The sequence below is a fragment of the Burkholderia sp. MSh2 genome (genome assembly GCF_000731655.1).
In the GTDB taxonomy this organism is placed as follows: domain Bacteria; phylum Pseudomonadota; class Gammaproteobacteria; order Burkholderiales; family Burkholderiaceae; genus Burkholderia; species Burkholderia paludis.
This window is the reverse complement of sequence record NZ_JPGM01000042.1, coordinates 67,522-86,542: the sequence shown is the minus strand read 5'-3', so window position 1 is coordinate 86,542 and position 19,021 is coordinate 67,522. Positions and strand designations below refer to the sequence as shown.

The window sequence follows — 19,021 nt, the reverse complement described above, 5'->3', positions numbered from 1 at the left end:
GTCAGGCGCGATGCGAAGCGCGGGCTGGCGTCGCTGTGCATCGGCGGCGGGATGGGGGTCGCGCTCGCGGTCGAGCGCGTCTGACGGGGTTCGACCGCCCCGGCTTGCCGGCGCCACCGGCGGGCGAAGCGGTTTTCGCGCACGACAAGCAACCAACAACAGGCGCGAAGTTCCGGTGCGTGCCGCGCCCGCGACGCGGGCGGCTGCGCATCGAAGCGGTGGGGCGGCAGCATGTGCGACGCCGCCGCCCCGCATTCATCGATTACTTTTTTGTCGGTAATAAACAGGATGACTAAGCGAATTGCAGTTGTGACCGGTGGAATGGGCGGCCTCGGCGAAGCGGTCAGCATCAGGTTGAACGACGCGGGCTACCGGGTAGTCGTCACGTATTCGCCGAACAACACCGGCGCCGATCGCTGGCTGACCGAGATGCACGCGGCCGGCCGCGAGTTCCATGCGTACCCGGTGGACGTGGCCGATCACGATTCGTGCCAGCAATGCGTCGAGAAGATCGTGCGGGACGTCGGCCCGATCGACATTCTCGTGAACAACGCGGGCATCACGCGCGACATGACGCTGCGCAAGCTCGACAAGGTCAACTGGGACGCGGTGATCCGCACGAACCTCGATTCCGTGTTCAACATGACGAAGCCGGTCTGTGAAGGCATGGTCGAGCGCGGCTGGGGCCGTATCGTCAACATCTCGTCGGTGAACGGCTCGAAGGGATCGGTCGGCCAGACCAACTACGCGGCCGCGAAGGCCGGCATGCACGGCTTCACGAAGTCGCTCGCGCTCGAGATCGCGCGCAAGGGCGTGACGGTAAACACGGTATCGCCGGGCTACCTCGCGACGAAGATGGTCACGGCGATCCCGCAGGACATTCTCGACACGAAGATCCTCCCGCAGATTCCGGCGGGCCGGCTCGGCAAGCCCGAGGAAGTCGCGGCGCTCGTCGCCTATCTGTGCTCGGAGGAGGCCGGATTCGTGACGGGCTCCAACATCGCGATCAACGGCGGTCAGCACATGCACTGACGCGCGGCGGCCCGGAAGGCGCTCGCGCGCACGACGGGCCGCGTACCGCTGGTTTCAGTACCGCGGCGGCGCGGGCGCACCGCCGCGGTCTCGCAATCCGGAGAAGGCATGGGCGACACCTGGATAGGGCTCGCGATCGGCGGCGCGGCACTGGCCGTTGCGCTGACGACGGCGATCTCGCTCTACTGGCTCGAACGGCGCCGCGCGCGGCTGCTGCGGGACTTCGATCATCGCGATTGCTGGCTCGTCGCATACGGCAAGCGTTTCGCGCGCGTGCGGGGTGTGCGTTGACGGCCAGGCCATCGCGGCCGTGAGGCGCTCCCCCGCTGCATGACGACACGCGATCGCCGCAGCGCAGCGCGACGCCGGCTTGAGCGTGCCACCTGCTTGCCGTTCCGATCGGCGGGCGCGCTCTGCCGCAATTGATGGGGCTTCAGTTGTTAATTCCGCTTTCTTCCGTTATCTCGTATCACATCGATGTGTAATGAAGGTGTCATGCGATGTAAACATCTGGTAATTTTCTGCCGGATTATGCAAAATCGCCGCTCCTAAATACAACTATCGAGGGATCCGGAATGCAATTCAAGAAAGCGGCGGCCGCATGTGGCATGGCGTTTCTGCTGAGCGCATGCGGCGGGGTGCAGAGCCTTGACGCAAACAGCCTGACGTCGGCAGGGACGAGCCTGTACAAGGCGGCGACGCTGTCGGATGCCGACATCGCCGCGCTGTCGAACGACTCGTGCAAGGCCAGCGACGCCGAATCGAGGATCGCGCCGGCGAACAGCGCGTATTCGAAGCGCCTGACGAAGGTGATGAAGGGCTTCGGCGACATGACGCTGAACGGCCAGACGATCAACTACAAGGTCTACATGACCAAGGACGTCAACGCGTGGGCGATGGGCAACGGCTGCGTGCGCGTGTACAGCGGCCTGATGGACATGATGAACGACGACGAGCTGCGCGGCGTGATCGGCCATGAAATGGGCCACGTGGCGCTGGGGCACTCGAAGAAGGCGATGCAGACGGCCTACGCGGTCAGCGCGGCGCGTACCGCGGCCGGCGCGGCATCGCCGGGCGTGGCGGCGCTGACGAGCTCGCAACTCGGCGACATCACCGAGAAGTTCATCAACGCGCAGTTCTCGCAGACGCAGGAAAGCGCGGCCGACGACTACTCGTTCGACCTGATGAAGCAGAAGGGCATGAACCAGAAAGGCCTCGTCACCGCATTCCAGAAGCTCGCGAAGCTCGACGGCGGCCAGAGCTCGATGATGAGCTCGCACCCGTCGTCGGCGAGCCGTGCGCAGCACATCGAGGATCGCATCGCGAAGGGCAGCTGATCGCGCGGCCGACCGCCGGCCGGCGCCGCGATCGGTACCCGAAAAGAAAAACCCCGCGCCGGCAAAAGGCGCGGGGTTTTGTTTTTCCGGCCGGTGCGCCGCTTTACGGCACCATTCCCGGCAGCAAATACGCCTGCAGCAGCGTGATCGCTCCGACGACGACCGCGAACAGCAGGCTGTGCCGCACCGTGAAGCGGAACAGCTCCGATTCCTTGCCGACGAGGCCCGTCGCCGCGCAGGCAACCGCGATCGACTGCGGCGAGATCATCTTCGCGGTCACGCCGCCCGTCGTGTTCGCGGCGACCGCGAGCGTCTCGGGTATGCCGAGCTGGTGGGCCGTGGCCTGCTGCAATGAGCAGAAGAGCGCATTCGACGACGTGTCCGAGCCGGTCAGGAACACGCCGAGCCAGCCGAGGAACGGCGAGAAGAACGGAAACGCGGCGCCGGTCGCGGCCAGCATCAGCGCGAGCGTCGACGACATCCCCGAATAGTTCGCGACGAATGCGAACGCGAGCACGAGGCCGATCGACAGGATCGGGCGCGTCAGCTCCTTCAGGGTCTCGCCGAACGTAACGAGCGCGTCGTGCGGCTTCATCCGCAGCAGCGCCATCGAGATCAGCGCGGTCACGAGGATTGCGCTGCCCACGGCCGACAGGAGATCGATCTTCAGCACGGCGTCGAGCGCCTTCGGCGTCGCGGCGATCGGCGCGGTCTTCACGACGAGCTGGTCGAGCCCCGCCACATGGAACTTCAGCACGGTCGATGCGAGCGCGCCGTGCGCGGCGAACAGCGCCTTGAACGGCGCGATGCTCCACAGGGTGACGACGGCCGTCAGGATCAGGAACGGTGACCATGCGCGCACGGTTTGCGCGAGCGTGTACGGCGACGCCTGGCGGCTCCGGTGCGCGCCGGAGCCGTGGCTCCCGCCGCCGAATCCTGCCAGCGCCGCGCCGCCGCCCGTCGCGACGATGCCGCCGGCCGTCCGCGCGGCGGTGCGCGGCTGCCAGACTTTCAGGAAGGCGGCGAGCGCGACGAGGCTGACGAGCGACGACGTGATGTCCGGCAGCTCGGGCCCGATATGGTTCGACGTGAAGTACTGGGTGAGTGCGAAGCTGCCGCCCGCCACGAGCGCGGCCGGCCACGTCTGGCGCACGCCGCGCAGCCCGTCCATCATGAACACGAGCCAGAACGGCACCGCGAGCGACAGCAGCGGCAACTGGCGGCCGGCCATCGCGCCGATGTGGAACGGATCGATGCCCGTCACCTGTCCGGCGACGATGATCGGGATGCCCATCGCGCCGAACGCGACCGGCGCGGTGTTCGCGATCAGGCACAGCCCGGCCGCGTGCAGCGGCTTGAAACCGAGGCCGACGAGCAGCGCGGCCGTGATCGCGACGGGCGCGCCGAAGCCGGCCGCGCCTTCTAGAAACGCGCCGAACGAGAAGCCGATCAGCAGCATCTGCAGGCGCTGGTCGTCGGTGATCGACAGCACGGACGCGCGGATGATGTCGAACTGGCCGGTCTTCACGACGATCTTGTACAGGAACACGGCCGCGACGATGATCCACGCGATCGGCCACAGGCCGTACGCGAAGCCGAAGCCGGCGGCCGCGAGCGCCTGCCGCACGGGCATCCCGTACGCGAGGATCGCGACGCCGAGCGACAGCAGCAGCGTGATCGCGGCCGCGACATGGCCCTTCATCCGCAGGACGGCGAGCGCGACGAAAAAGAAGATGATCGGGATCGCGGCGACGAGCGCCGACAGTCCGAGGCTGCCGAGCGGCGTGTAGATCTGATGCCAAACCTGCATGGGTGTCTCCTCCATCTGTGTCTGTATTTCTATGGGTACGGTCGGTAAAGCGGGTGCTATTCGGGCTGGCCGCGTGCGCGCAGCAGGTCGGACAGGCTGCGCGGCGCCGGTTCGAGCGGCGTGCGGTGTTGCGTCCAGCCCATCTGTTTCGCGGGCGTCAGCGCGCGCAGGCGCGTCGCGGTCCAGCGGAACGCGCGGTACGCGCGCGGATGCGCGAACGCACCCGACCAGAAGCGCCACACGAGGTCTTCCGCGCGGTTGTAGTTCGCGCCCTGACCGCGCAGCGGATGCGCGACGGGTTCGTCGGGCTTGCGGTTCGCCTCGGTGCGCAGCCGCACGAGCAGTTGCGGGATCGGGATCCGTACCGGGCACACCTCGCCGCATGCGCCGCACAGCGTCGACGCGGTCGGCAGGTCGGCCGTCGCATCGAGGCCGAGCAGGTGCGGCGAGATGATCTTGCCGATCGGTCCCGGGTAGGTCGTTCCGTACGCGTGGCCGCCGATGCGCGTGTAGACGGGGCAGTGGTTCATGCACGCGCCGCAGCGGATGCACTGCAGCGTCGCGCGCAGCTGCTCGTCCGCGTACGCCTGCGTGCGGCCGTTGTCGAGCAGCACGAGATGCAGTTCGCGCGGGCCGTCGCGTTCGCCGTCGCGGCGCGGCCCCGTGATCAGGTTGAAGTAGGTCGTGATTGCCTGGCCGGTGGCGGAGCGTGTCAGCAGGCTCGACAGCGGCACGATGTGCTCGAGCTTCTCGACGACCTTTTCGATACCCATGATCGCGACGTGCGTGTCGGGCACCGTCGTCGACAGGCGGCCGTTGCCCTCGTTCTCCACGAGCCACAGCGTGCCCGTGTCGGCCGCCGCGAAGTTCACGCCCGAAAGGCCGATCTCGGCTTCGGCGAATGCGCGGCGCAGTGCGCGCCGGCCGGTCTGGATCAGCTCGTCGACGTCTTCCGTGTAGCGCGTGCCGGGGATGTGTTCCTCGAACAGCTCGGCGATGTCGCCGCGCGTCTTGTGGATCGCCGGCATCACGATGTGCGAAGGCTTCTCGCCCGCGAGCTGCACGATGAATTCGCCCATGTCGGACTCGATGCAGTCGACGCCATGCTCCGCGAGGGCATGGTTCAGCTCGATTTCCTCGCTCGCCATCGACTTGCCCTTGATCACGCGGCGCGCCTTCTTCGCCTGCGCGATGCCGAGCACGATCGCGTTGGCGTCGCCGGCCGTCTCGGCCCAGTGCACGTGCACGCCGGCTTCGGTGAGCTTTGTCTCCAGCCGCTCGAGCAGCGTCGGCAATTGCGCGAGCGCGTGCTGCCGCACGGCTTCGCCGAGATCGCGCAGTTGCTGCAACTCGGCGTCGTCGGGGAACTGCGTCGCGCGCTTGCCCTGCAGGAAGTCCATCGCGCCGCGAAAACTGCGGCGCAGCGCGGGATCGTCGAGCGCGGCGCGTGCGCGGGCCTTGAAGTCGCCGGGGGCGACGAATTGCAGTGTGTGATCGTTCATCGCGGCAGATCCTCGCAGGCAGTGGCGGCCGGGTGGGTGGCCGCCATATCGGCAGCCGGACCGGTGACGATCACGACCCACAGGCGGCGCGGGCCGTGTGCGCCGTAGGCGAGCGTCTGCTGGATGTCGGATGTCTTCGACGGTCCCGACACCAGCACGAGGTTGGTCGGCATGCCGGCATGCCAGCGCTCCGCGTGCGCGGCCGCGTGCAGGTCGGCATGCAGCGTGTTCGCGTGAACGAGCGCGACGTGCAGCGGCGGCACCAGCGACACGGTGCGCGGCGTGCCGGCGTCGGGCGCGAGCACGAGGGTGCCGGTGGCCGCGATGCCCGAGCGGGCGACGGTGAAGCCCGCATCGATCGTGTCGAACAGTTCCGTCTTCCACGCTTCGATCGGGCGGTCGAACGGAATGGGTGCGACCGTGCCGGGCAGCGCGCGGGCGAGCGCGGCGGATTCGGTGCGGGCCGGGTCGAGCAGCAGGCGGTGCACGCCGGCGTCGGCCAGACGTGCCGCGAGCTGCGCGGGCCATGTGTCGGCGCTCGCGCACCAGACCTCCGCGTGCGACGCGGTGAGCGCGGCCTGCATCGCCTGGACGAGCGCCTGCGGATCGGGCTGGGCCGGCGCGCGGCGCCTGTCGTAGTGGGTATCGATGCGACCGTCGAGCGCGGCGGCGGCCGTCGCCGCGACGCCCGGGGCGGCTGCGCGCAGGCGCGCGAGAATCGCGGCGCGTGCGCTCATTGCTTGTCTCCGCGCAACGACGCGGCGCCGGCCGTGCGCCGCCACAGGAAACTGGCGAGATGCTCGACCGGCAGCGGCGCGCCGGCTTTCTCGGCCGCGTGGCCGATGTTGAGCAGGCAGCCGCAATCGGCGGACACGAGCCGGTCGCACCCCGTCGCGCAGGCCGACGCGACCTTGTCGCGCACCATCGCACCGGAGATGTCGGGGTGTTTCAGCGAGAACGTCCCGCCGAAGCCGCAGCATTCGGATTCGCGTTCGTGCTCGATGCGCGTGACGCCCGGCAGCGCATCGACGAGCGCGACGCCGTGCCCGCGCGTGCCCATCTCGCGCCGCGCCGCGCACGACGTGTGCAACACGACGCGCTCGTCGGGCCCGGTTGCCGCGTCGAGTTGCACGTCGAGCACGTGGACGAGGAATTCGGCGAGTTCGTAGGTACGCGCCGCGATCGCGCGGGCCTTCGGGCCGTTGACGGGATCGTCGGCGAACAGCGCCGGCCAATGGTGCCGGATCATGCCCGCGCACGAGCCGGACGGTACGATCACGGGCCATGCGTCGGCGAACAGGTCGAGCTGCGCGGCCGCGACGCGGCGCGCTTCGTCGGGGTTGCCGCTGCTGTAGGCCGGCTGGCCGCAGCAGCTCTGGCCGCGCGGATAGTGGACGGTCAGGCCTTCGCGTTCCAGCAGGCGGACCGCGTCGAGCCCGGCTTCGGGGACGAACAGGTCGACCAGGCAGGTCGCGAACAGATAGACGTGCGCGGGGAGGGCGGCGGGGTATTGCCTTTCGTTCATGTCTCGCTCCAGAGGCGACGGCCCGGCTTGCGGGGCGACGATTTCGCTGCATAATTCCCGCGACGGCGCCGCAGCTCAAATTGGTTGGGCCAATTGGCGCGGCAGGGATTCCGCAGCGGAGACGACGATGGCAGCGATGACGGCACGGGGCCGGACCGAAGTGGTGATGCGCAGGATCGAGACGGCGCTGCTCGACGGCACCTGGCCGGCCGGCGCGCGGCTGCCGGCCGAGCGCGTCCTCGCGCAGCAGTACGGCGTCGCCCGCAACACGGTGCGCGAGGCGACCCAGCGGCTCGTCGCGCGCGGGTTGCTGCAGAGCCGGCGCGGCGCGGGCGTGTACGTGACGGACCAGTTGCGCGCGGGCATCGCGTCGCCGTGGGGCCAGCTGGTGGCCGATCACCCGGCGCTGCGCGACGACATCCTCGAATTCCGGCGCGTGCTCGAGGGGGCGACCGCGTATTTCGCCGCGCTGCGCGCCGACGCGAACGACCGGCGCCGGATCCGCGCGCTGCTGCGCGAGCTCGAAACCGCGCACGCGAACGGCGCAGCCGCCGTGGAAGCCGCGACCGACGCGAAGCTGCACGAGGCGATCGCGCTCGCGTCGCACAACACGATGTTCCTGCACCTGCACACGAGCGTGATCGGGATGCTGCGCGAGCACATCTCGATCAACGTCGCGGGGATGACGACGCAGGACGAGCAGGCGTCCGAGCTGCTGTTGCTGCAGCACCGGGTGGTGTGCGAGGCCATTTGCGCGCAACGGCCCGAAGAGGCGCGCACCGCGATGCAGACGCATATCGACTACGTGCGCAGCTATTTCGAGCGCAGCGGCGACGAACCCTGAGCCCTGAGATTGGTCGGACCGCTTCGGTGCGCGGCCCGTCCGGCGGGCGCTTGCGGCGCGGCTGGGGGGCGGTGCGTGGAAGGCGGTCGTGGGCGGGCCGATCTCGGGCGCGGTGTCGGCCGGCTGCGCGGCCCGTGCGATTGACCGGCGCGTCGGGCGCCCACTAGAATCGGCCGGAATCGTGCGCCAGCCGCGCGCCGCAGCACACGCGGGCCCTGTGTTCCGCCAGTCGAGGAAGTTTCCGTGTTCACGTCTCTGATCCGGCGCGCGCCGGCCGCGCTGTCGTGGGGCGCCGCCCGTCGCGCGGCCCGCGCGCTGGCCGCCGGCGTGCTGCTGTCGCTCGTCGCCGCGTGCGCGACGCATCCGCCCGCCACCTCGCTCGATCGCCCGGTGTCGCACGCGTTGCCGCCCGATACCGCGACGCCGCTGCGCGATGCGCTCGCCGCGCCCAAGGCAGCACACCCGGGCCAGTCGGGTTTCCGGCTGCTGCCCGACGGCGCCGAGGCGTTGCAGATGCGCATCGCACTCGCGCGCGCCGCGACGAAAACGCTCGACATGCAGTACTACATCGCGACCGAGGACACGACGGGCAAGCTGTTGCTTGCCGCGGCGCTCTACGCCGCCGATCGCGGCGTACGCGTGCGGATGCTGGTCGACGACCTGAACTTCCGCGACATCGATCGCGTCATGGCCGCGCTGAACACGCACCCGAACATCGAGATCCGCGTGTTCAATCCGTTCGGCGCGTCGCAAAAAGGCATGGTCGAGCGCACGACCCACTTCTTCACGCGCATCGACAGCTTCACACGCCGGATGCACAACAAGGCGATGATCGCGGACAACCAGATCGCGATCGTCGGCGGCCGCAATCTCGGCGACGAGTATTTCAGCGCGAGCCCGACGCTGCAGTTCCGCGATCTCGACGTGCTTGCCGCGGGCCCGGTGACGTACGACATCTCGGCGAGCTTCGACGCGTACTGGTCGAGTGCGAGCAGCTATCCGCTGCGCGAGCTGAATCACCAGTCGTTCGATCCGAAGGATCTCGATGCGATGCGCGACGAACTGCGCGAGCACTGGCGCAAGAACGCCGATCCGTACAACGCGAAGCCGCTGAACGCGACGCCGCTCGCGCAGCAGATCGCGCACGACGCGCTGGCGCTCGTGTGGGCGCCGGCCGAGTTCAGGGTCGATGCGCCCGACAAGGTCGCGCAGCCGACCGACGCGTACGTGAGCCCGCCGATGCAGCGGCTCGTCGAGCTGACGCGCGGCGCGCAGCAGGAGTTTCTTGCCTTCTCGCCGTATTTCGTGCCGCACGATGCGGGCGTGAAGACCCTCGGCGACGCGGCCGCGCGCGGCGTGCGCGTCGCGATCCTGACCAATTCGCTCGCCGCGACCGACGCGGTCGCCGTGCAGGCCGGCTACGGGCCGTACCGCGTGCCGTTGCTGCGGCGCGGCGTCGAGCTGTACGAGTTCAAGGCGCAGCCGGGCCGCCAGCGCCCGCGTCTGTTCGGATCGCGCTCGCGGGCCAGCCTGCACGCAAAGGCGTACGTGATCGACCGGAAGATCCTCGTGATCGGCTCGCTGAATCTCGATCCGCGGTCCGCGCACCTGAACACCGAACTGGCGCTCGTGATCCACAGCCCGGCGCTCGCGCAGCAGGCCGCGACGATCTTCGCGCGTGCGACGCAGCCGGACGAAAGCTATCGCGTCAGCCTCGCGGCGCCGGCGGGCGGCGGCGCGCCCGAACTCGAGTGGACGGGCGTCGACGACGGCCGGCCCGCTACCTATCACGTCGATCCGCACGCGGGACTGCTGCGCAACCTGATGACCGGCGTCTTCATGCTGCTGCCGGTCGACGACCAGCTTTGAGGGAGCGAACGCGCTCCGGCTAAACCCGCGTGTCCGGTGCGGAGGGAAGGTGATATGGTTGTGTGCGCAACCATCAAGGCGTGTGCGACGCTGCCGCCTGGCGGCAGCGCCACGCGCGGCGCGCATACCCGCAACCGGAGTTCCCCCATGCAACGTGTACCGAACCAGCCGTTCACGCGTCCTGCCCGTTTCTCCGAAGCCGAATGGCAGGCGCGTGTGCAGCTCGCGGCGGCCTACCGGATCTTCGATCATCTCGGCTGGACCGAGCTGATCTACAACCATATCTCGCTGCGCGTGCCGGGCGAGGACGGGCATTTCCTGATCAACCCGTTCGGGCTCCATTACAGCGAGGTGTGCGCGTCGAACCTCGTGAAGATCGACATCGACGGCAACGTGGTCGGCCATTCCGACTGGCCGGTCAATCCGGCCGGTTTCACGTTCCACGGCGCGATCCATGCGGCGTTGCCCGACGCGCACTGCGTGATGCACGTGCACACGACGCCCGCGATGGCCGTGTGCTGTTCACGCGACGGGCTGTCGTTCTCGAATTTCTATTCGGCGCAGTTGTACGGAAAGGTCGCGTATCACGACTTCGAGGGCATTACCGTGCATCTGGAGGAGGGGCGGCGCATCGTCGAGAGCGCGGGCGGCCGGCCCGTGCTGCTGTTGCGCAACCACGGGCCGGTCACAATTGGCGCGACGCTCGCGCAGACCTTCTCGCTGATGTGGCTGCTCAACCGTGCGTGCGAGGTGCAGGTCGCCACGCATGCGATCGGCGATGCGCTGCCGATCGCGCCGCCCGTGCTCGAGGCGTGCGTGCGCGATTCGCTGAATTTCGATCCGAGGCATGGCGCGGGACAGGACGCGTTCGACGCACTGCAGCGCATCGTCGATCGCATCGATCCCGGCTACCGCGCGTGACGTGGGGCGGCCGCGCCGCCGCTAGAAGCGGTAGCCGAGGCCGGCCTGGATCACGTCGGTATCGCGGTTGTAGTGTGTGACCACGCGATTCCACGTGATGCGCGTGAGCCAGTGATCGGAAATGCGGTAGCTGGCCGAGATCGACACGATGCCCGAGAACCGTCCGTTGCCGGGCCCGGGCTGGTCGCGCCGGTTGCGCTGGTCGACCGTGAAATAGGCGCCTGCACCGGCCGCCAGCGTGACCTTGTCGTCCAGGAACGCGCGCGTGAGCCACAGCTCGGACGCGATCCCGTTGCGGCGGATCGACTGTTTCGAGCCCTCGTACATCCAGGTTGCGGTCCAGTCGATGCTGCGCGTCAGGCCGCGCCGGTACTCGAGGCTGCCGCCGAGCGCCGACGGCGACGAGCGGCTGTTGAGGATCGTCTCGCCGAGCATCGCGGTGATTTCGTTGTTCGTGACCTTGCCGGTGCGCGCGAGCGGCGTGTCGCGTGGGCCCGGCGTATCGGGCGCATCGAGCTGGTAGCCGATGCCGAACATTACCGAGGTCGTATTGGGCCCGGTGAAGACCTGCGAGCGATTCACCTGCAACTGCGCGATCCAGCGATGCGACGTGTAGTACGCGGCGCGCACGCTCATCAGCACGCCCCAGCCGTGCGAATCCGAATAGCCGCGGCCCTCGACCGCCGGCACCGTGTCGAAGTAACGATAGGGGCCTACGCCGGCCGACAGCACGAAGCGGCGGTTCTCGAGCGGCAGGCGCCCCCAGAACTGAACCGACTGGCCGTCGCGATGATGGTTCGGGATGTGGCCCTCGTTATACCAGGTAAAGCCGACCGCGGCGTACCGTCCCAACCCTTCCTGATAGTCCATCGCCCAGGCATAGGTGCGATCGCCGCCGCCCCAGAGCGGGCCGGCGAGCAGCGAGAATTCCTGGGCGCGGACCGGTGCGGCGTAAAGGGCGGCGATCGAGCAGAGGCCCGCCAGCATCGGCCGGATGCGGGAGGGGCGGTTCGGGTGACAGGTCGGCATGATTTTTTTGGTCCAGTCACGATGGCACCCGATTATTCTCTCGTGAGCGCGGCGGTCTGTCGATGGATGTTTGCACAACGTCCGGTTACGTGTCGTGACTGTCACGACAGTCCGGTTGTGTCATCGAAGTGCAACGATTCCCGGGATCGTTTGCGTCCCGGGAATGATGCCGCCGCCGACGTTCACGCAAGCGGATATTCGATTCGGCATCCTTTGTATTGTCCGGAATGGAAATCCGGATCGAGGGTGTGTGCGGGCAGGCTTGCCGGGGCGACGGACGATGCAAAAAAAAACGCGGCCGGGTGGCCGCGTGAATACTCGCAGACTCCTTCGGACGAAGGAAACAAGCAACTGTGAGACGAAGTGTAGCGAAAGGCCGCGCGCGGATTCAGTCGTCCGGCTGCAAAGGTCCATTCCACGCCGGCGCAGACTGACGGGCCGCGCGCCGTGTGTCGCCGCAGGACCGTTCGACGGCCTGCCGGATCGGCCGCGATCGACTACCATCACGGATGGCGCCCCCGTTCGGGCGGCGCACAACGTCGTACAAGGAGAGTCCATGCTCAAGCTGCGTTTGCTCCAGGTCGCGTTACTCGCGGGCGTGCTGGTCGCCGGCGGCGCCGCTGCCGAAACGGTGCGCCTGTCCGCCAATCTGCAGCCGTCGAGCGAAGTGCCGCCGACGGCGACCAAGGGCTCGGGCGCTGTCGACGCCACCTACGACACGGCCACGCACATGCTGCAATGGACGGTGACATACGAACACCTGACGGGGCCGGCCACCGCCGCGCATTTCCATGGGCCCGCGCCGGTCGGCCAGAACGCGGCCGTGCAGGTGCCGATTCCGAAGGACGACCTGGCGAGCCCGATCAAGGGGGAGAAGGAGCTGACCGACGCGCAGGTCACCGACCTGATGGGCGGCAAGTGGTACTTCAACGTCCATACGAAGGAGCACCCGGCGGGCGAGATCCGCGGCCAGGTGATGCCCGCGAACTGAGCGACGGCGTCTGATATAGAGGCACCTGTCGAGCGGCGCGGGAATGATTGCACGTACCATCGTCACACTGTGATCCCGGAGTGCGCCCGATGAGTTGGCAAAGCAAGTTCGCCTGCTGGCTGCTGCGCTGGCAGTTCCGTCCCGAGACCACGCGCGAGGTGCTCGATCCCGCCCGCGCGCGGCGCTTTACCGACCTGCGGATGATCGTGCCGCGCCGTGCGCCGTCGGGCTATCGGCTGCGCCAGTGCTACGGCGCGGGAGACGCACCGCTGCGCGGCGAATGGCTCGAGCGCGCCGACGCGGGCGCGGCGCGCGAGTCCGGCCGAACGCTGCTGTACTTCCATGGCGGCGGCTATTACTTCTGCTCGACGAGAACCCACCGGCCGCTCGTCTTCGGCCTGACGAAGCGCGCGGGCGTGCGCTCGTTCTCGCTCGACTACCGGCTCGCGCCCGAAAACCGTTTCCCGGCCGCGCTCGACGATGCGCTGGCTGCGTACCGCCAATTGCTGGCGCTCGGCACGCCGCCCGAATCGATCGTGCTCGGCGGCGATTCGGCGGGCGGCGGCCTCGCACTCGCGACGCTCGTCGCGCTGCGCGATCGCGGCGAGCCGCTGCCGGCCGGCGCGATCCTGTTCTCGCCGTGGACCGATCTCGCGGCCACCGGCGCGACGCTGCGCACCAACGACGGCGCCGACCCGATGTTCGCCGGCGCGGCGCTGCCGAAGGCCGCGAAGCTGTATCTCGGCGACGAGCCGGCGACGAATCCGTATGCATCGCCGCTTTATGCGGATTTCGCGGGCCTGCCGCCGCTGTACATCCAGGTCGGCAGCACGGAGGTGCTGCTCGACGATTCGCGTCGCGTGGCCGAGAAGGCGAGGGCGGCCGGTGTGGCGGTGGAGATCGAGGTGTGGCCGGACATGCCGCACGTATGGCAGCTGTATGCACCGATGGTGCCCGAAGCGCGCGACGCGCTCGACCGCGCGGCCGTATTCCTGCGCCGCGTTGCGGTCGAACGCGCGGTTCAGCGCGCCGGCGAGGCGTCGATTGCCTGATAGGCGGCTTTGACGGCCGCCGGGCCGTACCGGCGCTCGAGCCGTCGCACGGTGAAGTGGCCGTGCGCCATCTGCTGGAAGTGGTCGATGAACAGCGTGTTGACGGTCGCACCGAGCACGGCCCCGATCGCCGGAATCGACTTCGCGGCCATCTGCTCGGTCACCTGCACCGAGAAGCGCGACGCCACCGTCTGCACGAGCTTGAACACGGCCGCCGAGCTGTGCGCGGCGATACCCTTCGTCGTGATGTCGGACGACGCCTTCGAGATCGCCTGCGCAAGCGCGCCGCGCAGCACGAAATAGCCGAGATCGGCGTCCTCTTCCTGCTTGTCCGGGTTGCCGCCCATCCCGAGCACGGCCAGGCATTGCAGCTGCGTATCGACCGACGTCAAGTCTTCCCCCTCGCTGCGCGCGATGTCGCACACCGAGCGGAAGATCAGCGTGGTCGTTATCGGCAGTTCGACCGGCAGCGCGAGAAAGCCGAACGCGCCGCCCGCCGCACCGGTCGTCGCGACCGCGAGCTTGTGCAGCAGGTTGCTGGGTTTCTCGGGCTCGGCGTCCGGCGCCGACGGCTTGCCGAGCGTGCGCAGCGCGATGTTCAGGCACTTGCGCAGCGCGAGCTGCGTCGCATCGTTGATCTTGCCGGTCGCGAAATCCGGCAGCTTCGCGATCATCTTCTCGACCGGCGCGCCCAGTATGCCCGTCAGCTTCATCGTCAGCGACGGGCTTTCCAGTACCTGCTTCGCACGCCGCAGCGCGTCCCGATCCTCCTGCGACAGCGCAGTCGCGGGCGTGATTGAAATCGGTTCCATCTTTCTCCTTGGCATTGACCGTCGCCGGCCTAGATTACTCCGCCATGCTACAATTTTGAAATTGTTTGACACGTCAAAAGTTGCATCAACAAAAAATGGCCGTCCATACTGCCGCTCACCATTCGACCGGGCAAGTCCTGCCCTTCCGCGAATCGCTGCTGGCGATGATCGGGATCTCTTTCGTCACCATGCTCGTCGCGCTCGACCAGACGGTCGTCGGCACCGCGCTGCCGACCATCGTCGCCGAGCTCCGGGGGTTCGACCTGTACGCGTGGGTCGCGACCTCGTACCTGCTCAGTTCCGTGATCACGGTGCCGATCTTCGGCCGGCTCGGCGACTATTACGGCCGCAAGCCGTTCGTGATCGTGTCGATCATCGTGTTTACCGGTGCATCGGTGCTATGCGGGATGGCCAACGACATGCTGTCCCTCGTGCTCGCGCGCGGGCTGCAGGGGATCGGCGGCGGGATGCTGGTCGGCACCGCGTTCGCGTGCATTCCCGACCTCTTTCCCGATTCCGTCGTGCGGCTGCGCTGGCAGGTGCTGATGAGCTCCGCGTTCGGCATCGCGAACGCGGTCGGCCCGTCGCTCGGCGGCGTGCTGACCCAGTCGTTCGGCTGGCGCTCGGTGTTCTACGTCAACCTGCCGGTCGGCCTGCTGTCGCTGCTGTTCGTGTGGCGCTACCTGCCGCACCTGCGCCACGTCGAGCACGATCGCAAGATGCGGCTCGACTGGCCGGGCGCGCTGCTGATCGCGCTGGCGCTCGGCGCGCTGCAACTCTTCGTCGAATGGCTGCCGAAGTACGGTGTCGCGAGCTGGGCGTCGCTGCTGCTCGTCATCGCGGTCGCGGCCGGCATCGGCCTGTGGCACTGGGAGAAGCGCTGCGCGCAGCCGATTCTGCCGTTCGACATGTTCGGCAACCGCGCGCTGTCGGCGCTGTTCGTGCTCGCGATCCTCGCCGGCTTCTCGATGTTCTCGCTGCTGTTCTACGCGCCGCTGCTGTTCCAGGGCGGCTTCGGCATGTCGCCGAAGGAGGCGGGGCTCGTGATCACGCCGCTCGTCGTGTTCATTACGATCGGCAGCATCATGAACGGCCGTGTGGTCACGCGGATCCGCAATCCGAATGCGATGCTGCACGTCGGCTTCGTGCTGTTCGCGATCGCGTGCGCGGGCATCGTCGTGTCGACGCACACGACACCCGCCTGGATGCTGATGGTGCTGATGGTCGCGGGCGGCATCGGGCTCGGCTTCGTGCTGCCGAACCTCACCGTGTTCGCGCAGCAGGCGGCCGGCCGCGAGCACCTCGGCATCGCGACGGCGCTGCTGCAGTCGCTGCGGATGGTCGGCGGGATGATCGGCACGGCGCTGACCGGCACGCTCGTCAACCAGATGTACTCGGGCGGCGTGCGCAGTGCGCTCACGGCCGATCACGCGATGCAGTGGCACGCGCAGCTTGCCGATCCGCAGATCCTGATCGACCGTGCGGCGCAGGGCGGTCTCGTCGAGGCGCTCACGCGTGCCGGGCATAATGGCGCGCTGCTGCTGGAAGCGGCCCGCGAATCGCTCGTCGGTGCGATTCACCTGGGCGTCGCGATGGCGGCCGTCGTCGCCGTGGTGTCGGTGTGGCAGTGTCGCCGTGTGCCGCCGATCACGCTGCGGCGCAAGATCGAACCGCATGTCGCGGCCGACTGACCGATCGGGCAACTCAACGACTCACCGGAAACGAATTCAGCGCATGGAAGAACAGGACCGCGTCGCGATCTTGCAGCAATTCGGACGCACGTATCGCGCGTTCATGACCGCCTTCGAGGCGCACGTCGGGCAGCCGATGCCGCGCTGGCGCATCATGGTCGCGCTGCACACGATGGGCGGGCATTCGTCGCAGAAGAAGCTCGTCGAAGTGCTACGCATCGATCCGGGCGCGCTCACGCGCCAATTGAAGTCGCTCGACGCGCTCGGCTGGATCGAGCGCGAATCGGACGCGCGTGACAACCGCGTGACCAACGTGACGCTGACGGACGAAGGCCGCGTCGCATTCGACGCGTGCCTGCCGCGCCGCAAGGCGTTTCTCGAACAGACGATGGCGCAACTGCCGGACGACGTGCTGAATGCGTTGTCGGGCGCGCTGGCGATGCTGGAAACGCGGATCTCGGACGTCGCTTCGAAGCCGGTCGCGCGCTGACGCGCGGCGCGTCGGCGCCGCCGCCTGCTCCGTATCGTCCCGTATCGGTTTCCCGCGGATTTACAGTTCGATGCGCGTTCCCAGCAGCGTGAGGAACTGCGCGAGCCAGGCCGGATGCGCGGGCCACGCGGGCGCGGTGACGAACGGCGCGTCTGTCACGGCCGCGTCGACCGGGATGTCCGCATATTCGCCGCCCGCGAGCTTCACTTCGGGCGCGCAGGCCGGGTAGGCCGAGATGCGCTTGCCGCGGATCACGTCGGCGGCCGCGAGCAATTGCGCCGCGTGGCAGATCGCGGCGATCGGCTTGCCGGCTTCGGCGAACTCGCGCACGAGCGAGATCACCTTCGGATCGAGTCGCAGGTATTCGGGGGCGCGGCCGCCCGCGATGGCGAGCGCGTCGTAGCGCGATGCGTCGACGTCGTCGAACGCCGCATTCAGCGTGAACTGGTGGCCGGGCTTTTCGGTGTAGGTCTGGTCGCCCTCGAAATCGTGGATCGCGGTCTTGATCTTGTCGCCCGCGCGCTTGCCCGGGCAGACTGCATCGACGTGATGGCCGACGGCCTGCAGCGCCTGGAACGGCACCATCGTTTCGTAGTCTTCGGCGAAATCGCCGGTCAGGAACAGGATCTTCTTCGCGGCCATGGCTTTCTCCAGTGAAGCAGCGTTGAAGGCCCGTTCGCGCCGTGCGCAACGGCCGCGAGGGGCCCCGAGGACGAAAGCGCAGTGTACTCCGGGCGCTTGAAGCGTGCGTGACGGTCGCCCCGCGCGAGCGGCGGGGCGGTGGGCGCGGCGTGCGTCAGAAGAACGTTTCGACGACTTCCGTCACGCGGAACTGCGGGTCGAGCACGAGCAGCTGGCGCCACTTGTCGAACGTCAGGCACGGGTGCGAGATGTCGAACGCGACCATGTCGCCGACCTTCACGTCCGCGCCCGGCGGAATCTGCAGGTAGGCGTGCTGGTCCATCATCCCGGTGACGGCCCAGCCTTCGCTCGCGGCGACGTCGCGCGGCGCATCGTCGCGGCCCGGACGGAAGTGGCGTGCCGGCTCGGGCAGCCCCGCGTCGAACGCCGCGTCGCGCTTGCCGAGCGCCACGATCGCACGATCGGCTTCCGGCACCGACTGCACGTACGCCCACAGCTGCAGCGCGGGCAGCAGCCCTTCGCCCATCGTGCGCGCGATCGGGTTGCGCGCGAACACGTCGGTCTGCGCCTTCTTGTAGATGCCGACGTCGTGCGTGAGATAGCAGCCCGGCCGCAGCACGACTTCCGCGAAGCCGGCGTCGGAGGCCTTCCGGAATTCCTCGGCCACCACGTCGTACCACGCCGAGCCGGCGCCGGACAGGATCGCCGGCGTGCGCGCGAAGCGGCCCGCGTCGGCCAGCTCGCGCGTGAGCGCGACGGCTTCCTGCAGGAACGCGCGGATCTCGCCTTCCTCCTTCAGCACGCCTTCGTAGAGTTCGATGCCGGCCAGCTTCAGCGTGTCCGGATAGCGCGCGATCGCGGCCAGCACGGCCTCGCGCTGCGCGGCGTCGCGCACGCCCGCGCGGCCGCCCGGCACGCCGAGCTCGAGCAGCACGTTCAGCGATTTCTTCGCGGCGCCGAAGAAGCGGCCGAGCTGGTCGACGCTGTCGGCGGAATCGACGAGACAGAAGAACTCGAAGTCGGGATCGGACAGCAGCCCGGCGATGATCGTCATGTTCTGGCGGCCGACCAGCTGGTTCGCGAGCAGCACGCGCCGCACGCCGCCGTGATACGCGGCCTGCGCCTGGTGCGCGGTGGCGAGCGTGATGCCCCAGGCGCCGGCGTCGAGCTGGCGGCGGAACAGTTGCGGCGCCATCGTCGTCTTGCCGTGCGGTGCGAACTTCACGCCGTACTTCCGGACGAATTCCTGCATCCAGTTCAGGTTGTGTTCGATGCGGTCCTCGTAAAGCACGGCGGCCGGCAGGCTGACGTCTTCCGCGAGCAGGTTCCACTCGAGCCGGCCTGCCTCGCCGAGCGGCACGCTCGCGCTCGGCAGATTGCCGAGGCCCTTGCCGAACGGGTCGATCGTCGCTTCCTGATAGTTTGTAACTTTCATGTCATCCCGCTCCATCATCACTATGCATTGCACTGAAGT

General features: G+C 68.3%; 19 protein-coding genes. 10 read left to right on the top strand and 9 right to left on the bottom strand.

Going from position 1 to position 19,021, the window contains the following annotated elements:
- On the bottom strand, nt 1-233 hold a 233-nt coding region (locus GQ57_RS43850; protein WP_235215130.1), incomplete at its 3' end, for a hypothetical protein.
- A gap of 55 nt (nt 234-288) precedes the next feature.
- Here GQ57_RS43850 and phbB point away from each other — a divergent pair.
- From phbB to GQ57_RS25545, 3 genes are all read left to right on the top strand, one after another.
- Nucleotides 289-1,032, top strand: a complete 744-nt coding sequence (phbB, locus tag GQ57_RS25555) for an acetoacetyl-CoA reductase (RefSeq protein WP_031401134.1) — start codon at nt 289-291, stop codon at nt 1,030-1,032.
- Between the two features lie 108 nt (nt 1,033-1,140).
- Complete coding sequence (locus tag GQ57_RS25550; protein WP_031401133.1) at nt 1,141-1,323, top strand: hypothetical protein; 183 nt, start codon at nt 1,141-1,143, stop codon at nt 1,321-1,323.
- A 284-nt stretch (nt 1,324-1,607) separates the two neighbouring features.
- Entirely contained in the window at nt 1,608-2,369 is a 762-nt protein-coding gene (locus GQ57_RS25545; protein WP_034199384.1) for a M48 family metalloprotease, read from the top strand.
- A 103-nt stretch (nt 2,370-2,472) separates the two neighbouring features.
- Here the strand turns inward: GQ57_RS25545 and GQ57_RS25540 are convergent, their stop codons facing one another.
- Genes GQ57_RS25540 through GQ57_RS25525 form a run of 4 tightly spaced genes read right to left on the bottom strand, consistent with a single transcriptional unit; the run spans nt 2,473 to nt 7,206 of the window.
- Nucleotides 2,473-4,179, bottom strand: coding sequence for a lactate permease LctP family transporter (locus GQ57_RS25540; protein WP_034199383.1), 1,707 nt, complete (start codon nt 4,177-4,179; stop codon nt 2,473-2,475).
- A 56-nt stretch (nt 4,180-4,235) separates the two neighbouring features.
- Complete coding sequence (locus GQ57_RS25535; protein WP_031401130.1) at nt 4,236-5,681, bottom strand: LutB/LldF family L-lactate oxidation iron-sulfur protein; 1,446 nt, start codon at nt 5,679-5,681, stop codon at nt 4,236-4,238.
- Nucleotides 5,678-6,418: a LutC/YkgG family protein gene (locus tag GQ57_RS25530; RefSeq protein ID WP_034199382.1), complete on the bottom strand. Its 741-nt coding sequence runs from the start codon at nt 6,416-6,418 to the stop codon at nt 5,678-5,680. The genes GQ57_RS25535 and GQ57_RS25530 overlap by 4 nt, the downstream gene beginning before the upstream one ends.
- Nucleotides 6,415-7,206, bottom strand: coding sequence for a (Fe-S)-binding protein (locus GQ57_RS25525; RefSeq protein WP_034199381.1), 792 nt, complete (start codon nt 7,204-7,206; stop codon nt 6,415-6,417). Before GQ57_RS25525 ends, GQ57_RS25530 begins: the two co-directional genes overlap by 4 nt.
- Before the next feature lie 127 nt (nt 7,207-7,333).
- Here GQ57_RS25525 and GQ57_RS25520 point away from each other — a divergent pair, with 127 nt between their 5' ends.
- From GQ57_RS25520 to GQ57_RS25510, 3 genes are all read left to right on the top strand, one after another.
- A complete protein-coding gene (locus tag GQ57_RS25520; protein WP_031401127.1) occupies nt 7,334-8,050 on the top strand; it encodes a FadR/GntR family transcriptional regulator in 717 nt (238 codons plus the stop codon).
- A gap of 243 nt (nt 8,051-8,293) precedes the next feature.
- Nucleotides 8,294-9,919 (top strand): phospholipase D family protein, encoded by a 1,626-nt coding sequence (locus GQ57_RS25515; RefSeq protein ID WP_034199380.1) that lies wholly within the window; start codon nt 8,294-8,296, stop codon nt 9,917-9,919.
- A gap of 147 nt (nt 9,920-10,066) precedes the next feature.
- Nucleotides 10,067-10,840, top strand: a complete 774-nt coding sequence (locus GQ57_RS25510) for a class II aldolase/adducin family protein (RefSeq protein ID WP_031401125.1) — start codon at nt 10,067-10,069, stop codon at nt 10,838-10,840.
- A gap of 21 nt (nt 10,841-10,861) precedes the next feature.
- Here the strand turns inward: GQ57_RS25510 and GQ57_RS25505 are convergent, their stop codons facing one another.
- Entirely contained in the window at nt 10,862-11,827 is a 966-nt protein-coding gene (locus tag GQ57_RS25505) for a hypothetical protein (RefSeq protein ID WP_152601839.1), read from the bottom strand.
- A gap of 598 nt (nt 11,828-12,425) precedes the next feature.
- On the opposite strand from GQ57_RS25505, the gene GQ57_RS25500 reads away from it, so the two are divergent.
- Both GQ57_RS25500 and GQ57_RS25495 read left to right on the top strand, forming a co-directional pair.
- Nucleotides 12,426-12,860, top strand: coding sequence for a CHRD domain-containing protein (locus GQ57_RS25500; protein ID WP_031401123.1), 435 nt, complete (start codon nt 12,426-12,428; stop codon nt 12,858-12,860).
- 89 nt (nt 12,861-12,949) lie between these two features.
- Nucleotides 12,950-13,912, top strand: coding sequence for an alpha/beta hydrolase (locus tag GQ57_RS25495; protein ID WP_034199379.1), 963 nt, complete (start codon nt 12,950-12,952; stop codon nt 13,910-13,912).
- On the opposite strand, the gene GQ57_RS25490 is transcribed toward GQ57_RS25495, so the two are convergent.
- Complete coding sequence (locus GQ57_RS25490; RefSeq protein ID WP_034199378.1) at nt 13,882-14,724, bottom strand: EcsC family protein; 843 nt, start codon at nt 14,722-14,724, stop codon at nt 13,882-13,884. The two genes, GQ57_RS25495 and GQ57_RS25490, sit on opposite strands and share 31 nt — an antisense overlap.
- A gap of 95 nt (nt 14,725-14,819) precedes the next feature.
- On the opposite strand from GQ57_RS25490, the gene GQ57_RS25485 reads away from it, so the two are divergent.
- Both GQ57_RS25485 and GQ57_RS25480 read left to right on the top strand, forming a co-directional pair.
- Nucleotides 14,820-16,415: an MDR family MFS transporter gene (locus GQ57_RS25485; protein ID WP_034199377.1), complete on the top strand. Its 1,596-nt coding sequence runs from the start codon at nt 14,820-14,822 to the stop codon at nt 16,413-16,415.
- A 43-nt stretch (nt 16,416-16,458) separates the two neighbouring features.
- Nucleotides 16,459-16,905: a MarR family winged helix-turn-helix transcriptional regulator gene (locus tag GQ57_RS25480; RefSeq protein WP_031401119.1), complete on the top strand. Its 447-nt coding sequence runs from the start codon at nt 16,459-16,461 to the stop codon at nt 16,903-16,905.
- A gap of 60 nt (nt 16,906-16,965) precedes the next feature.
- On the opposite strand, the gene GQ57_RS25475 is transcribed toward GQ57_RS25480, so the two are convergent.
- Entirely contained in the window at nt 16,966-17,547 is a 582-nt protein-coding gene (locus GQ57_RS25475; protein ID WP_031401118.1) for a DJ-1/PfpI family protein, read from the bottom strand.
- A gap of 154 nt (nt 17,548-17,701) precedes the next feature.
- A complete protein-coding gene (locus GQ57_RS25470) occupies nt 17,702-18,982 on the bottom strand; it encodes an amino acid deaminase (RefSeq protein ID WP_031401117.1) in 1,281 nt (426 codons plus the stop codon).
- Nucleotides 18,983-19,021: the final 39 nt, after the last annotated feature.

What these genes read in the sequence shown, in the direction of transcription:
- GQ57_RS25505 (WP_152601839.1), bottom strand. Translation starts at nt 11,827, where the DNA reads ATGCTGGCGGGCCTCTGCTCGATCGCCGCCCTTTACGCCGCACCGGTC.
- GQ57_RS25510 (WP_031401125.1), top strand. Translation starts at nt 10,067, where the DNA reads ATGCAACGTGTACCGAACCAGCCGTTCACGCGTCCTGCCCGTTTCTCC.
- GQ57_RS25540 (WP_034199383.1), bottom strand. Translation starts at nt 4,179, where the DNA reads ATGCAGGTTTGGCATCAGATCTACACGCCGCTCGGCAGCCTCGGACTG.
- GQ57_RS25520 (WP_031401127.1), top strand. Translation starts at nt 7,334, where the DNA reads ATGGCAGCGATGACGGCACGGGGCCGGACCGAAGTGGTGATGCGCAGG.
- GQ57_RS25500 (WP_031401123.1), top strand. Translation starts at nt 12,426, where the DNA reads ATGCTCAAGCTGCGTTTGCTCCAGGTCGCGTTACTCGCGGGCGTGCTG.
- GQ57_RS25480 (WP_031401119.1), top strand. Translation starts at nt 16,459, where the DNA reads ATGGAAGAACAGGACCGCGTCGCGATCTTGCAGCAATTCGGACGCACG.
- GQ57_RS25490 (WP_034199378.1), bottom strand. Translation starts at nt 14,724, where the DNA reads ATGGAACCGATTTCAATCACGCCCGCGACTGCGCTGTCGCAGGAGGAT.
- GQ57_RS25495 (WP_034199379.1), top strand. Translation starts at nt 12,950, where the DNA reads ATGAGTTGGCAAAGCAAGTTCGCCTGCTGGCTGCTGCGCTGGCAGTTC.
- GQ57_RS25470 (WP_031401117.1), bottom strand. Translation starts at nt 18,982, where the DNA reads ATGAAAGTTACAAACTATCAGGAAGCGACGATCGACCCGTTCGGCAAG.
- GQ57_RS25525 (WP_034199381.1), bottom strand. Translation starts at nt 7,206, where the DNA reads ATGAACGAAAGGCAATACCCCGCCGCCCTCCCCGCGCACGTCTATCTG.
- GQ57_RS25475 (WP_031401118.1), bottom strand. Translation starts at nt 17,547, where the DNA reads ATGGCCGCGAAGAAGATCCTGTTCCTGACCGGCGATTTCGCCGAAGAC.
- GQ57_RS25485 (WP_034199377.1), top strand. Translation starts at nt 14,820, where the DNA reads ATGGCCGTCCATACTGCCGCTCACCATTCGACCGGGCAAGTCCTGCCC.
- phbB (WP_031401134.1), top strand. Translation starts at nt 289, where the DNA reads ATGACTAAGCGAATTGCAGTTGTGACCGGTGGAATGGGCGGCCTCGGC.
- GQ57_RS25550 (WP_031401133.1), top strand. Translation starts at nt 1,141, where the DNA reads ATGGGCGACACCTGGATAGGGCTCGCGATCGGCGGCGCGGCACTGGCC.
- GQ57_RS25545 (WP_034199384.1), top strand. Translation starts at nt 1,608, where the DNA reads ATGCAATTCAAGAAAGCGGCGGCCGCATGTGGCATGGCGTTTCTGCTG.
- GQ57_RS25535 (WP_031401130.1), bottom strand. Translation starts at nt 5,681, where the DNA reads ATGAACGATCACACACTGCAATTCGTCGCCCCCGGCGACTTCAAGGCC.
- GQ57_RS25530 (WP_034199382.1), bottom strand. Translation starts at nt 6,418, where the DNA reads ATGAGCGCACGCGCCGCGATTCTCGCGCGCCTGCGCGCAGCCGCCCCG.